Raw genomic sequence first — 14102 nt, forward strand, 5'->3', positions numbered from 1 at the left:
GAAACTGGAAACAGAGAACAGAAACATACTAGTAATGAACTTGAGATTTTACTTTTCATCATGTCATAACCTTATTCAGGTGGTTATAGCACGAGGGTTCCACCTCTTCCCATTCCGAACAGAGAAGTTAAGCCTCGTCACGCCGATGGTACTGCGTAACAGTGGGAGAGTAGGTAGCCGCCGTTTTTAGAGAAGCCCCTTGATTCAACAGCGAATCAAGGGGCTTTCTGTTGTTTGGTACTTTGCAAAAAAAGTGTTATATTTGCGACCGACAATTATTTTATTAAACGTTTAAAGCAAATTTGAAAGGTATGAAAACTAAATTATTTTTGGCTGCTGTAGCAGTAACATTTTCTTTTGCAATGATGTCTTGTGCTGGTAACAAAACTACTAACGCTGCTTCTGAAGGTGAAGAAACAACCGTAGAAACTGTAGAAGCTGTTGTTGAATCTGATTCTTGCTGCCAGGCTAAAGATTCTTGTGCTACTGCTTGCGACAAAAAAGCAGATTGCGCAGAAAAGAAAGAATGTTGCGATAAGAAGTAATCTATTGATTTAGAACAATAAAGAAGAAGAGGGAGAGAATGCTGAAAAACATTCTGCTCCCTCTTTTCTTTTAGTGAAATATAGACCTGTATTCGTGATATATTTTTGGTAAAAATCGGCTTTAACTTATGAAATGATATTTTTTTCTATAAAAAAGTAACGTATTATTTGGTGGTAAAGAAATAATCCATACCTTTGCACCGTCAAACTATAAAAGAGACAAGAAATGAACCAGATGTTTATACATATTCTACTATGCGGTATTATTATTCTACTATCAAAGGTTAGTGGAAGTGAGTGCTGCGCGTAAATGTGTATAAATGAAAATATACGAAAGCCTTTCTCACTTCCAAGTGTGAAAGGCTTTTTTTAATGCTAATAATTATATAATATACATTGAATATGGACAATAGGTTATTTATTTTTGATACCACTCTTAGAGATGGTGAACAGGTTCCGGGATGCCAGTTGAATACAGTAGAGAAGATTCAGGTAGCAAAGGCATTGGAAGCGTTGGGAGTAGACGTGATTGAAGCCGGATTCCCCATTTCGAGCCCGGGAGATTTTAATTCAGTGATTGAGATTTCAAAAGCGGTGACTTGGCCTACTATCTGTGCTTTGACACGTGCAGTTCAAAAAGATATTGATGTTGCTGTAGATGCACTGAAATTTGCTAAACATAAACGTATTCATACCGGTATCGGTACTTCTGATTCGCACATTAAATATAAATTCAATTCGAATCGTGAGGAGATTATCGAACGTGCGGTAGCTGCCGTGAAATACGCCCGCCGTTTTGTGGACGATGTAGAGTTTTATGCAGAAGACGCTGGCCGTACGGATAACGAATATCTGGCACGTGTGGTGGAAGCTGTTATCAAAGCAGGAGCTACCGTAGTGAATATTCCTGATACAACGGGTTATTGCTTGCCTTCAGAATATGGTGCTAAAATAAAATACCTGATCGACCATGTAGACGGCATCGATAATGCGATACTCTCTACTCACTGTCACAACGACTTGGGTATGGCTACTGCCAATACGATAGCCGGTGTTTTGAACGGCGCACGTCAGGTGGAAGTTACCATCAACGGTATCGGCGAACGTGCAGGAAATACTGCCCTCGAAGAAATCGCCATGATTATCAAGAGTCACCACGAAATAGATATTCAGACCAATATCAATACACAGAAGATTTATCCGACCAGCCGCATGGTATCCAGCCTGATGAATATGCCGGTACAGCCGAATAAAGCGATCGTTGGACGTAATGCTTTCGCACATTCTTCAGGTATTCATCAGGACGGTGTGTTGAAGAATGTACAGACGTACGAGATTATTGATCCGCATGATGTGGGTATTGATGATAACTCTATCGTATTGACAGCCCGTAGCGGACGTGCCGCATTGAAAAATCGTCTTTCTATTTTGGGAGTTGACCTGGAGCAGGAAAAGTTAGATAAGGTATATGATGAGTTCTTGAAGTTGGCTGATAAGAAAAAAGATATTAATGATGACGATATTTTAGTATTGGCAGGCGCAGACCGTAGCCAGAATCATCGCATCAAACTGGATTATTTGCAGGTGACGAGTGGTGTCGGCGTTCGTTCGGTAGCTAGTTTGGGATTGAACATTGCCGGTGAGAAGTTTGAGGCTTGTGCCAGCGGTAACGGTCCGGTAGATGCAGCTATCAAGGCATTGAAGAAGATTGTAGAACGCCACATGACTTTGAAAGAGTTTACTATTCAGGCTATCAGCAAGGGAAGTGATGATGTAGGTAAAGTACACATGCAGGTAGAATACGATAACCAGATTTATTATGGTTTTGGAGCTAATACAGATATTATTGCCGCTTCCGTAGAAGCTTATATTGACTGTATCAACAAATTCAAATCATAAAAAAGAGACTGACAGTCGTATCGGCATTGTAGAGATTGACTAAAATAGTAAATAGTAATTAGTAAAATAGTAAATAAACAGATGAATACATTATTTGATAAGATATGGGATGCCCACGTGGTGACTACTGTGGAAGATGGTCCTACACAGCTTTATATTGATCGCTTATATTGTCACGAAGTGACTAGTCCGCAAGCTTTTGCCGGATTGCGTGAACGTGGAATCGGAGTGTTGCGTCCGGAAAAGGTATTTTGTATGCCCGACCATAACACACCGACACACGATCAGGATAAGGAGATTGAAGATCCGATTTCTAAAACGCAGGTCGACACATTGACTAAGAATGCGAAGGATTTTGGTTTGACACACTACGGTATGATGCATCCGAAGAATGGAATTATCCATGTGGTAGGTCCCGAACGTGGTTTGACTTTGCCGGGAATGACGATTGTCTGCGGTGACTCTCACACTTCTACTCATGGTGCGATGGGAGCAATCGCTTTCGGTATCGGAACAAGTGAAGTGGAAATGGTATTGGCTTCGCAATGTATTCTTCAGTCAAGACCGAAAACAATGCGTATCACGGTAGACGGTGAACTGAGCAAAGGGGTGACTGCAAAAGATGTAGCTCTGTATATGATGTCTAAGATGACTACCAGCGGTGCTACCGGTTACTTCGTAGAATATGCAGGTTCGGCTATCCGCAATCTGACAATGGAGGGACGTCTTACCCTCTGTAACCTTTCTATCGAAATGGGTGCACGTGGGGGGATGGTTGCTCCAGACGAAGTGACTTTTGAATATATCAAGGGACGTGAAAGTGCTCCGCAAGGTGAAGCATGGGACAAGGCTTTGGCATATTGGAAGACATTGAAGAGTGATGACGATGCCGTATTCGACAAGGAAGTTCGTTTCGAAGCTGCTGATATTGAGCCGATGATTACTTACGGAACGAATCCGGGTATGGGTATGGGCATCACACAGCACATTCCTACGATGGAAGGAATGAGCGAAGCTGCACAGGTTTCATTCAAGAAATCAATGGACTACATGGGATTTCAACCGGGAGAATCTTTGTTGGGCAAAAAGATTGATTATGTATTCCTCGGCGCTTGTACAAACGGTCGTATCGAAGATTTCCGTGCATTTGCTTCCATCGTGAAAGGTCGCAAGAAAGCGGAAAATGTAATTGCATGGCTGGTTCCGGGTTCATGGATGGTAGACGCACAGATCCGTAAGGAAGGAATCGACAAGATTTTGACGGAAGCCGGATTTGCTATTCGTCAGCCGGGATGTTCTGCTTGTCTGGCAATGAACGATGATAAGATTCCTGCCGGGAAATATTCGGTATCTACCAGCAACCGTAACTTCGAAGGACGTCAGGGACCTGGTGCACGCACCTTGTTAGCTAGTCCTCTGGTGGCTGCTGCTGCTGCGGTGACAGGTGTGATTACCGATCCGAGAGAACTGATGTAATTTCAATCGTAAATAGTAAATCGTTAAATCGTAAATAAAAAGATGGCTAAGACAAAATTTAATATAATCACAAGTACTTGTGTACCTCTTCCTTTAGAAAACGTAGATACCGACCAGATTATTCCGGCACGTTTCTTGAAAGCAACCACTCGTGAAGAAAAATTCTTCGGTGATAACCTTTTTCGTGACTGGCGTTACAATGCAGACGGTTCTTTGAATAAGGATTTTGTGTTGAACAATCCTACTTACAGCGGACAGATATTGGTGGCAGGTAAGAACTTCGGTTCGGGTTCCAGCCGTGAACACGCAGCCTGGGCAATTGCCGGCTATGGTTTCCGTGTGGTGGTATCCAGTTTTTTTGCCGATATTCATAAGAATAATGAGTTGAACAACTTTGTGCTTCCGGTGGTTGTAACCGAGGAGTTTCTGCAAGAATTGTTCGATTCAATAGAAGCAGACCCGAAGATGGAAGTGGAAGTGAATCTTCCCGAACAGACCATCACCAACAAGGCGACAGGTAAAAGTGAACATTTTGAAATCAATGCTTACAAGAAACTTTGTTTGATGAACGGATTGGATGATATCGATTTCTTGTTAAGCAATAAAGATAAAATAGAAGAATGGGAAAAGAAGGCGTGAAAATAGAAATCATGGACACAACGCTCCGTGATGGTGAACAAACCAGCGGAGTATCTTTCGTGCCTCATGAGAAACTAATGATCGCCCGTTTGCTGTTAGAAGATTTGAAGGTAGACCGGGTGGAGGTTGCTTCGGCGCGTGTGTCGGACGGTGAGTTTGAAGCCGTGAAGATGATTTGCGACTGGGCGGCCCGTCGTAATCTGCTCCATAAAGTGGAAGTGCTCGGCTTTGTTGACGGGCATACTTCTGTCGATTGGATTCAGCGTACCGGTTGCCGCGTGATTAATCTTCTTTGCAAAGGTTCACTGAAGCATTGTACGCAACAACTGAAAAAGACACCGGAAGAACATCTGGCAGATATCATTAATGTGGTGCATTATGCCGACGAACAGGATATAACCGTCAATGTTTATCTGGAAGATTGGAGTAACGGTATCAAGGATTCTCCCGAATATGTATTCCAGTTGATGGATGGATTGCAAGAGACGAGTGTCAAGCGTTATATGTTGCCTGACACGTTGGGTATCTTGAATCCCTTGCAAGTGATAGAGTATATGCGGAAGATGAAGAAACGTTATCCGAATACTCATCTTGATTTCCATGCGCACAATGACTATGATTTGGCAGTGAGCAACGTTCTTGCAGCCGTATTAAGCGGTGTAAAAGGACTGCATACCACCATCAACGGACTGGGCGAACGGGCTGGAAATGCTCCTCTCGCAAGTGTGCAAGCCATCCTGAAAGATCATTTCAATGCGGCGACCAATATCGACGAGAGCCGTTTGAATGATGTCAGCCGGGTAGTGGAGTCTTATTCGGGTATTATGATACCTGCCAACAAACCGATTGTAGGTGAGAATGTCTTTACGCAAGTGGCAGGTGTGCATGCCGACGGCGATAACAAAAATAATCTTTACTGTAATGATTTGCTTCCCGAGCGCTTTGGTCGTAAACGTGAATATGCGTTGGGCAAGACAAGTGGCAAAGCCAATATCCGCAAAAATCTCGAAGACCTCGGACTGGAGCTGGATGAAGATGCTATGCGCAAGGTGACGGAGCGTATCATCGAACTGGGCGACAAGAAAGAATTGGTGACACAGGAAGATTTGCCGTACATCGTTTCTGATGTGTTGAAGCATGGAGCGATTGGTGAGAAGGTCAAACTGAAGAGCTATTTTGTGAATCTGGCTCATGGATTGAAACCGATGGCTACGTTGAAGATAGAAATCAACGGAAAAGAGTACGAAGAGAGTTCAGGCGGTGATGGCCAGTATGATGCTTTTGTTCGTGCATTGCGTAAGATATATAAGGTGACATTGGGACGCAAATTCCCGATGCTGACCAATTATGCAGTGACAATCCCTCCCGGTGGGCGTACGGATGCATTTGTGCAGACAGTAATCACATGGAGTTATGACGAGCAGGTGTTCCGTACCCGCGGACTTGATGCCGATCAGACGGAAGCTGCCATCAAAGCTACTATGAAGATGTTGAACCTCATCGAAGATGAATACGAGAAGAGCAAGTGAGAGATAACTTGCCCAAAGAATGTTTTTTATAAGAATATATAAATAGAAGAATAAACGATTATGGATTTTAAAATTGCTGTATTAGCAGGCGACGGCATCGGACCGGAGATCTCTGTGCAAGGTGTAGATGTGATGAGTGCCGTTTGCGAGAAGTTTGGCCACAAAGTAAGTTACGAATATGCAATCTGTGGAGCTGATGCGATTGATAAAGTAGGCGATCCGTTTCCGGAAGCAACCTATCAGGTTTGTAAAGATGCAGATGCTGTTTTATTCTCTGCCGTAGGCGATCCGAAATTTGATAACGACCCTACTGCTAAGGTACGTCCGGAACAAGGTTTGTTGGCGATGCGTAAGAAACTGGGACTTTTTGCCAATATCCGTCCGGTGCAGACATTCAAATGCCTGATTCACAAATCTCCGTTGCGTGCGGAACTGGTAGAGAACGCAGATTTTATCTGTATCCGTGAGTTGACCGGAGGTATGTATTTCGGTGAAAAGTATCAGGATAATGACAAGGCGTATGATACCAACTATTATACTCGCCCGGAAATCGAACGTATCTTGAAAGTGGCTTTTGAATATGCGATGAAGCGCAGAAAACATCTGACGGTGGTAGATAAGGCAAATGTGTTGGCTTCTTCCCGTCTATGGCGTCAGATTGCACAGGAAATGGCTCCGAACTATCCGGAAGTGACAACAGATTATATGTTTGTGGACAATGCTGCAATGAAAATGATTCAGGAACCTGCTTTCTTCGATGTGATGGTAACGGAAAACACCTTCGGTGATATTCTGACTGACGAAGGTTCTGTAATCAGTGGTTCTATGGGCTTGCTTCCTTCTGCTTCCACAGGCGAGAGTACTCCGGTGTTTGAACCGATTCACGGTTCATGGCCGCAGGCTAAAGGATTGAATATTGCTAATCCGTTGGCACAAATTCTTTCCGTAGCTATGTTATTTGAGTATTTCGATTGCAAAGAAGAGGGTGCGCTGATTCGTAAAGCAGTAGACGCTTCTTTGGATGAGAATGTACGTACACCGGAAATTCAGGTGGCTGACGGTGCTAAATACGGAACGAAAGAAGTAGGACAGTGGATTGTTGATTATATCAAGAAAGCTTGATATTCTACCACAGATTACACCGATTCACACAGATTGCTGATGGAGCTGTATAACAGCCCTTTATAAATAATTTCACCCACGTTATAGCTATCTATAACGTGGGTGATTTTTAATATTCAGATTTTGTTTGATAACTCCACTTACTCTTCATTCTTTTTATGGAATATCTTTTTTATCATTTGAAATCTGTGTGAATCTGTGCAATCTGTGGTGAACCTTACCAACTTTTAATTATGGAATATATAATGATACCGAGCACTGTCAGCAATCCTGCATAAATAGTGACTGACCATTGTTTTATATCTTTTCTCTTCGTGCGGGTGGAAGGTTCCAAATAAATGGCTATTTTGTGAGCGATAGTACAGAATAACCAACCGCCGAATCCTCCGATAATACCTCCTACGAGTAAATCACCGGGATAATGTACCCCCAAGTATATACGTGTATAGCAGTTAAGGATTGCCCAAGTTACGATGAAAATACTTAGCCAACGTTTACGGAACAGAAATACTACAAACATGGCAAGCCCCAATGAATTGGCCGCATGGCACGATGGGAAACCATAACTTCCTCCACGATACCCGTTTACGATATATACCATATCCACAATAGGGTTGTCCGGATTGGCGGGACGCAGGCGTGCCACTACCGGGCGGATGATACTGCTGCACATTTGGTCGGCAAAGGTTATCGTGAGCGCGATAGCTGCCACATAACATACGACTACCTTCCAATGGAAATTTCTTAATAATATGTATAATATGGTGGCATACATGGGAACCCAGATTATTTTACCCGTAAAGGAACTCATGAAATAATCCCAGAAAGGGGAGTGTATACCATTGAAAAATAAGAAGATATTTGTATCTATCTCCGAAAGGAATTGCACGATTTCGCTATGTATCATCCGGCTTTATTGATCTATTTTTAACGTCGCAAATATACAATAAAGAATAGTAAATGTCCTATATTACCTTATAAATATTCCATATTTCTTAATAATTAGCGTTTGGCAAGATCATCGTAGAGCTTCTGTAAGAACGCTTTTCCTTTTTCCAGATTAGCTCCTTTGGCGGTGCCTTCGTCCAGTTGCACGGTGTTGGCGTCCAGATTGTATACCAATTGGTTGTCGGCAGTAATCATTCCGAAATAATCCGGCCGGGTAAAGTATGCGAAATGAGGAGAGCCCGGATTCAGGATATTCTTGCTGAAAGTAAATTCATCGTGCGGCAATCCTAATTGAGCGAGCAAAGTGGCGGCAATGTCAATTTGCGAAGCATAGGTATCTACTACCAGAGGTTGTTTTATTGCACCTCCGATTAAAATCAGCGGAATGGTTTGTCCGTCCAACGGATTTTCTATCGGGTATGGGTATGCACCCTGATGATCGGGAACGAGTACAAACAGTGTGTTTTTCCATAACGGTGTTTCCTGATACTGTTTCACGAAATCTCCCACACAACTGTCGGCATACGCAAAGGAGTTGAGGACTTTATCATCCAGCCTGTGGAACGGAACTTCGAATGGTTCGTGGCTGCTTGATGTCTGAACCAGTTTCAGGAATGGCTCTTCTTGTTTTTCTTCTTTCAGGTCTTTCATCAGGCGTTGGAACAAAACGTGATCTTGTGCTCCCCATTTTCCGGTACGTTCGGACAGAGGGAAATCTTTATCGGAAATAATCTTCTCGATACCGGAAGATACCAGGTAAGAGCGCATATTGGTGAAATCGGCATCTCCTCCATAGTAGTATTCGAGGCTGTATCCTGCATTTTTCAAGCTACGGGGGATGGAAGGAAGTTTGTCCGTCTTTTCGGGATATTTCATGATGCTGGTACTCGGCTGTCCGGGATATCCGCTGATGATAGATGCCAGTCCGCGGTCTGTGCGGAAACTGCTGCCGTAGAAGTTGCTGAATAATACGCCTTCTTTTGCGAATTTATCCATGTTGACAGCCACATTGGGTTGTCCTCCGAAAGTTTCCATCAAGTGTGTGGAGAAACTCTCAAGGATAATGAAAATAATGTTCGGGCGTTGTGTATTCAATAATTGAGGGATGCTGTCGGTTACTGCGACGGGTTTGTCTACCATCTCTGCAAATAATTCGTCGGCTATTTTCGGGTCCATGAAGCGATACTGCTTATCGAAATTATTCTGATGGGTGGCAGAATACATGAAGCTGAATGCCGGATTAATGGCTGCATGATTCATGCGTTGATCCTGACTGAAATACACCTTGCTTAAATTCATGGTGGATACGCTGAATCCGCCCCGGATAGGGATGAAGAGTGCCGCTGTCAGCAAAAGCAGTGCAAGCGATACATTCTGGCGTCGATAAGGTATTTTCAGAGGCTTTTTCTCCCGGATAAGGACGCAATAGAAAATACAGTATAGAATTGCTGCATAGATCAATATAGCCAGAATACCAAGTAGTACGAACCAAAAACTGACACTTGCCATGGCATCTTTGGGAGAAGAGAAAAAATAGAAAATAGGAGTGGCGTCCAGACGGAATCCCCAAAAGCCATACAATCCCAAGTCGATGATAAAAAGACAGGCCATGACAAAGGCTATTACTCCGAAATATCCTTGCCGGATGCGGCGGAGTATGGATGAATTTGTCCAGGCGGAAGCAATGAGCAGGATGCCGGGGATAGCGGTCAGGTAGCCCGCAAGAGATAAATCCAGTGGTAATCCGTGCCACATGACGCGGAAATAGTCACCCAAAGATACATTAGTATATAAGTCATGGTAGTAAACCATGAAGATTGGTTTCTGAAGAACGAATAAAAGAACAAATAAAAAATAGGTCGTGAGAAATTGTATAATTCTCTTTTTCATATATGTAAACTTAAAAAGATTGAACGGATACAAAGTTACTATACTTTTCCTTATCTTTCTCATGATGTGATGTAAAACATACCTTTTTTTCCATATCTTTGTCGTGTCTGTGACAAAAATGAAGTAATAAGATGGCAAAGATTGCAAAGAAACTAACAGATTTAGTGGGGAATACCCCTTTGATGGAACTTTCCGGTTATAGTGGAAAGTATGGTCTGGAACAAAATATTATTGCCAAACTGGAGGCTTTTAATCCGGCGGGAAGTGTAAAAGACAGAGTCGCTCTTTCGATGATTGAAGATGCGGAAGCTCGTGGAGCATTGAAACCCGGTGCAACGATTATTGAGCCGACAAGCGGAAATACAGGTGTAGGGTTGGCAATGGTGGCTACTATTAAAGGGTATCACCTGATATTGACCATGCCCGAAACGATGAGTCTGGAACGGCGGAATCTGTTGAAAGCGTTGGGTGCGCAGATTGTATTGACAGATGGACTGGGAGGGATGGCAGCTTCCATTGCCAAAGCGCAGGAGTTGCGTGATAGTATTCCCGGTTCGGTGATTTTGCAACAATTTGAAAATCCCGCCAATGCTGCTGTTCATGAACGGACAACGGGTGAAGAAATTTGGAGGGATACAGACGGTGAAGTGGCCGTTTTTGTAGCCGGAGTTGGTACCGGGGGAACAGTCTGCGGGGTAGCCCGTGCTTTGAAGAAACATAATCCGAATATTTATATTGTTGCTGTGGAACCTGCATCGTCTCCAGTGTTGGCAGGCGGAGAGGCGGCTTCGCATCGTATTCAAGGTATTGGAGCGAATTTTATCCCGAAGCTTTATGATGCTTCGGTGGTGGATGAAGTAATAGGCGTGCCAGATGATGAAGCGATTCGTGCAGGACGTGAGTTAGCGGCAACAGAAGGTCTGTTGGCGGGTATTTCTTCGGGAGCAGCTGTGTATGCCGCCCGTCAACTGTCACAACGCCCGGAATTTAAGAACAAAAAAATAGTAGCGTTGTTACCTGATACGGGAGAGCGTTATTTGTCGACCGAACTGTTTGCTTTTGACGCATATCCATTGGATTAATTCATTCACTATAAAAAGACCTGAACCATGGTAAGAATAATTATAGCTTTGCTTTTTTGTTTTCCGGCTGTTACCTTTGCGCAAACCTATCAACAATTGTCCGAGAGAGCCATTGAGTGTATCGAAAAAGACAGTCTTCCCCAGGCAGAGGAACTTTTGCTTCAGGCTTTGAAGTTGGAACCGAAAAACGCAAAGAATGCACTGCTTTTTTCTAACTTGGGATTGGTTCAGCGTCGTTTGGGCGAGTTTGATAAAGCATTGGAATCTTATTCTTTTGCACTGAACTTTGCTCCTTTGGCAGTCCCTATTTTGCTCGACCGTGCCGCCATTTATATGGAAATGGGAAAAACAGACCGTGCTTATACGGATTATTGCCAGGTGTTGGACGAGGATAAGCAGAACAAAGAAGCTTTGTTGATGCGTGCTTATATTTATGTGCTCCGCCGCGATTATCCGGCTGCGAGAATAGATTATAATCGTTTATTGGAACTCGATCCGCAGAGCTATAGCGGACGGCTGGGACTGGCTACTTTGGAGCAGAAAGAAGGAAAATTCCGGGAAGCTCTTGAAATATTGAATAAGATGCTTGCGGCCACTCCTGAAGATGCGACGCTCTATATTGCCCGTGCCGATGTGGAACGTGAGATGAAACATGAAGATTTGGCATTGGTCGATTTGGAGGAAGCCATCCGGTTGGATGCTGCCTCGGCTGATGCTTATCTGTTGCGTGGAAATATCTACCTGGCACAGAAGAAGAAAGGGCTGGCAAAAGCTGACTTTGAAAAAGCTATTTCATTGGGAGTGCCTCCGGCTGATTTGCACGAGCAATTGCGGCAATGCAAGTGAAGTTATCAATAAGCCAACTATATCTTTCCGGTTTACATAAGTGAGCGTCTTTTGTTATAGGCATTAGTTCGTTCCACAGTTGTTTCCCTTTAGTTCTACCTATGTGGAACTAAAGGGAAACAACTGTGGAACGGAAAGATAACCCTAGTGGAACGAATAATCATTAGTCAGGTGACTCGTTAATATATACTATTCAAGAATTTCTTTTATTCTACGAACTGTCTAATCAGATTTACGAAATCCTTTCCATATTTCTTTTTCTTGTGTTCGCCGATACCACTGATTTCTCCAAACTCTTCGATGGTGGTGGGACGTGAGATGCAAAGCAGATGCAACACTTTGTCTGACAAGACGATATAGGCGGGCAAAGCTTCCTGATCGGCAAGTTGTTTTCTTAATCCTCGCAATGCTTCGAACAAATCTTGGCTTTCGCCGCCTGCCGCGCCGAAGGGGAGTTCTTTGGCGATAACCACTTTTTTCTTTTTTCCTTTTCGGGTAACTGCTTCCTCATGCTGGATAACTACCAATGCCGCTTGTGTCCTTCCGAAGAGAACATCACTTCCGCTTGACGTTATTTTGAGATGATTATTCTCATTATAAGCTATTTCAAAGTAGCCGAGTTGCAGCATTTGAAGCAGATAGTCTTGCCAGTCACGAGGAGGAATGTCGCGTCCGGCACCGAACGTTTTAAGTTCCTGATACCCTTTTCCGGTTACTTCCGCAGAATAGTTTCCACGAAGAATATCAATCAACACTCCTGTGCTGATTTGTTGTTCTGTGCGTGCGATGGCACTTAATGCTTTTTGCACGATGACTGTACCGTCGAATCGTTGAGGGGGATTTTTACAAACATCGCAGTTACCGCAATCCTCTGTTGTTGTTTCTCCGAAGTAGCTTAATAAGATTCTTCGTCGGCAAATATCGGCCTCTGCGTATTGCTGCATACGTTGGAGCTTTTCCAGATTGATATTTTGCTGATTACTTTCCGAAGCGAATTTAGTTAGTAATATTAAGTCGCCTAATGAATAAAACAGGACAGTATTGCTGGGAAGCCCGTCACGTCCGGCACGTCCTATTTCCTGATAAAAGCTTTCTATACTTTTAGGCAGGTTATAATGTATCACCCAGCGGACATTTGATTTATCAATCCCCATTCCAAAAGCAATGGTGGCACATACCACCTGTATGCGGTCGTTAATAAAATCATTCTGTGTTTCGTCCCGGTGTTGAGTGGATAACCCGGCGTGATAAACACCGCAGCGGATACCCTGCTTCTGTAACATCTGTGCGACGGTTTCCGTCTTACTTCGACTCATGCAGTAAATAATCCCGCTTTCTTCCCCGTGGCGGTGGATAAATTCTAAGATAGCCTTGTTCTTTTCCTTCGCTTGAAATCCACGTTTCACAGTCAGGCTGATGTTGGGACGGTCGAACGAGGAAATGAAGGTACGCGGATGGTTCAGATGCAATTGCCGTACGATGTCTTCACGCGTGATTTTATCCGCGGTGGCAGTTAGTGCGACAATTGGTATTTGCGGAAATTGTTGGTGGAGCACTCCCATTTGTGTGTATTCCGGACGGAAATCATGTCCCCATTGCGAAATACAATGAGCTTCATCAATAGCAAACAGAGAGATGTTCATATCCCGCAACAAATAGTCCTTTTCAGCTAAAAGTTTTTCCGGTGAAATGTAAAGCAGCTTCAGGCGACCTTCAATGCATGCGCGGCGCAGATTAGCGTTTTCTGTTTCGTCATTACTGCTGTTCAGCGCTCCGGCAGCGATGCCGTTTGCCAGCAATGCTTCTACCTGATCTTTCATCAATGAGATGAGGGGAGAAACGACAACGGCAGTACCTTCGCAAAGCAGTGCGGGAAGTTGGTAACAGATTGATTTCCCCCCACCAGTGGGCATTAATACCAATGCATCCTGTTTGTTCAGGATGTGTCGGATGATTTCTTCTTGCAGAGGACGGAAATTATCGTACCCGAAATATGTCTTTAAAGTCTCTCTCATTGATGCTGATTTGTTATGTAGGTTTGCGGCGTTACCGCCGCATTCCCCATTAAGAACTGTACGTGCGAGTTTCCCCGCATACAGCTCCGATAATTCAAAATTTAATTCTCA

The 14102-nt window shown here is 43.6% G+C and carries 11 protein-coding genes and 1 rRNA gene; 9 read left to right on the forward strand and 3 right to left on the reverse strand.

What is annotated here, in order from left to right; genetic code table 11:
- The first annotated feature begins 75 nt into the window (after positions 1-75).
- The 7 genes from rrf to leuB all read left to right on the forward strand — a co-directional run bounded on the left by rrf (position 76) and on the right by leuB (position 7210).
- Positions 76-186, forward strand: a 5S ribosomal RNA gene (gene rrf / locus HMPREF9009_RS22425).
- A gap of 125 nt (positions 187-311) precedes the next feature.
- Complete coding sequence (locus HMPREF9009_RS22430) at positions 312-545, forward strand: hypothetical protein (protein ID WP_004311794.1); 234 nt, start codon at positions 312-314, stop codon at positions 543-545.
- A gap of 402 nt (positions 546-947) precedes the next feature.
- Complete coding sequence (locus HMPREF9009_RS22435) at positions 948-2444, forward strand: 2-isopropylmalate synthase (protein WP_004315472.1); 1497 nt, start codon at positions 948-950, stop codon at positions 2442-2444.
- Positions 2445-2525: 81 nt separating this feature from the next.
- Positions 2526-3920, forward strand: a complete 1395-nt coding sequence (gene leuC / locus HMPREF9009_RS22440) for a 3-isopropylmalate dehydratase large subunit (RefSeq protein WP_009040720.1) — start codon at positions 2526-2528, stop codon at positions 3918-3920.
- Between the two features lie 42 nt (positions 3921-3962).
- Positions 3963-4559 (forward strand): 3-isopropylmalate dehydratase small subunit, encoded by a 597-nt coding sequence (gene leuD, locus HMPREF9009_RS22445; protein WP_004307192.1) that lies wholly within the window; start codon positions 3963-3965, stop codon positions 4557-4559.
- A complete protein-coding gene (locus tag HMPREF9009_RS22450; RefSeq protein ID WP_004315473.1) occupies positions 4541-6088 on the forward strand; it encodes an alpha-isopropylmalate synthase regulatory domain-containing protein in 1548 nt (515 codons plus the stop codon). The genes leuD and HMPREF9009_RS22450 overlap by 19 nt, the downstream gene beginning before the upstream one ends.
- Before the next feature lie 60 nt (positions 6089-6148).
- The gene (gene leuB, locus HMPREF9009_RS22455; RefSeq protein WP_004311790.1) at positions 6149-7210 is read left to right on the forward strand and encodes a 3-isopropylmalate dehydrogenase; all 1062 of its coding nucleotides are present in this window, start codon (positions 6149-6151) and stop codon (positions 7208-7210) included.
- Between the two features lie 217 nt (positions 7211-7427).
- On the opposite strand, the gene HMPREF9009_RS22460 is transcribed toward leuB, so the two are convergent.
- Together HMPREF9009_RS22460 and HMPREF9009_RS22465 are read right to left on the reverse strand one after the other, a co-directional pair.
- Complete coding sequence (locus tag HMPREF9009_RS22460; RefSeq protein WP_049703435.1) at positions 7428-8117, reverse strand: phosphatase PAP2 family protein; 690 nt, start codon at positions 8115-8117, stop codon at positions 7428-7430.
- 95 nt (positions 8118-8212) lie between these two features.
- Positions 8213-10048: an LTA synthase family protein gene (locus HMPREF9009_RS22465; RefSeq protein ID WP_083444247.1), complete on the reverse strand. Its 1836-nt coding sequence runs from the start codon at positions 10046-10048 to the stop codon at positions 8213-8215.
- A gap of 131 nt (positions 10049-10179) precedes the next feature.
- Here HMPREF9009_RS22465 and cysK point away from each other — a divergent pair, with 131 nt between their 5' ends.
- The gene (gene cysK, locus HMPREF9009_RS22470) at positions 10180-11130 is read left to right on the forward strand and encodes a cysteine synthase A (RefSeq protein WP_004311787.1); all 951 of its coding nucleotides are present in this window, start codon (positions 10180-10182) and stop codon (positions 11128-11130) included.
- Between the two features lie 27 nt (positions 11131-11157).
- Positions 11158-11976 (forward strand): tetratricopeptide repeat protein, encoded by an 819-nt coding sequence (locus HMPREF9009_RS22475; protein ID WP_004311786.1) that lies wholly within the window; start codon positions 11158-11160, stop codon positions 11974-11976.
- Positions 11977-12182: 206 nt separating this feature from the next.
- Here HMPREF9009_RS22475 and recQ read toward each other — a convergent pair whose 3' ends face one another.
- Positions 12183-13991, reverse strand: a complete 1809-nt coding sequence (gene recQ, locus HMPREF9009_RS22480) for a DNA helicase RecQ (RefSeq protein ID WP_008025863.1) — start codon at positions 13989-13991, stop codon at positions 12183-12185.
- Positions 13992-14102: the final 111 nt, after the last annotated feature.

The organism is Bacteroides sp. 3_1_13 (assembly GCF_001185845.1).
Lineage (GTDB): Bacteria > Bacteroidota > Bacteroidia > Bacteroidales > Bacteroidaceae > Bacteroides > Bacteroides xylanisolvens.

What these genes read in the sequence shown, in the direction of transcription:
- cysK (WP_004311787.1), top strand. Translation starts at nt 10,180, where the DNA reads ATGGCAAAGATTGCAAAGAAACTAACAGATTTAGTGGGGAATACCCCT.
- HMPREF9009_RS22460 (WP_049703435.1), bottom strand. Translation starts at nt 8,117, where the DNA reads ATGATACATAGCGAAATCGTGCAATTCCTTTCGGAGATAGATACAAAT.
- leuB (WP_004311790.1), top strand. Translation starts at nt 6,149, where the DNA reads ATGGATTTTAAAATTGCTGTATTAGCAGGCGACGGCATCGGACCGGAG.
- HMPREF9009_RS22435 (WP_004315472.1), top strand. Translation starts at nt 948, where the DNA reads ATGGACAATAGGTTATTTATTTTTGATACCACTCTTAGAGATGGTGAA.
- HMPREF9009_RS22475 (WP_004311786.1), top strand. Translation starts at nt 11,158, where the DNA reads ATGGTAAGAATAATTATAGCTTTGCTTTTTTGTTTTCCGGCTGTTACC.
- leuD (WP_004307192.1), top strand. Translation starts at nt 3,963, where the DNA reads ATGGCTAAGACAAAATTTAATATAATCACAAGTACTTGTGTACCTCTT.
- recQ (WP_008025863.1), bottom strand. Translation starts at nt 13,991, where the DNA reads ATGAGAGAGACTTTAAAGACATATTTCGGGTACGATAATTTCCGTCCT.
- HMPREF9009_RS22450 (WP_004315473.1), top strand. Translation starts at nt 4,541, where the DNA reads ATGGGAAAAGAAGGCGTGAAAATAGAAATCATGGACACAACGCTCCGT.
- leuC (WP_009040720.1), top strand. Translation starts at nt 2,526, where the DNA reads ATGAATACATTATTTGATAAGATATGGGATGCCCACGTGGTGACTACT.
- HMPREF9009_RS22465 (WP_083444247.1), bottom strand. Translation starts at nt 10,048, where the DNA reads ATGAAAAAGAGAATTATACAATTTCTCACGACCTATTTTTTATTTGTT.
- HMPREF9009_RS22430 (WP_004311794.1), top strand. Translation starts at nt 312, where the DNA reads ATGAAAACTAAATTATTTTTGGCTGCTGTAGCAGTAACATTTTCTTTT.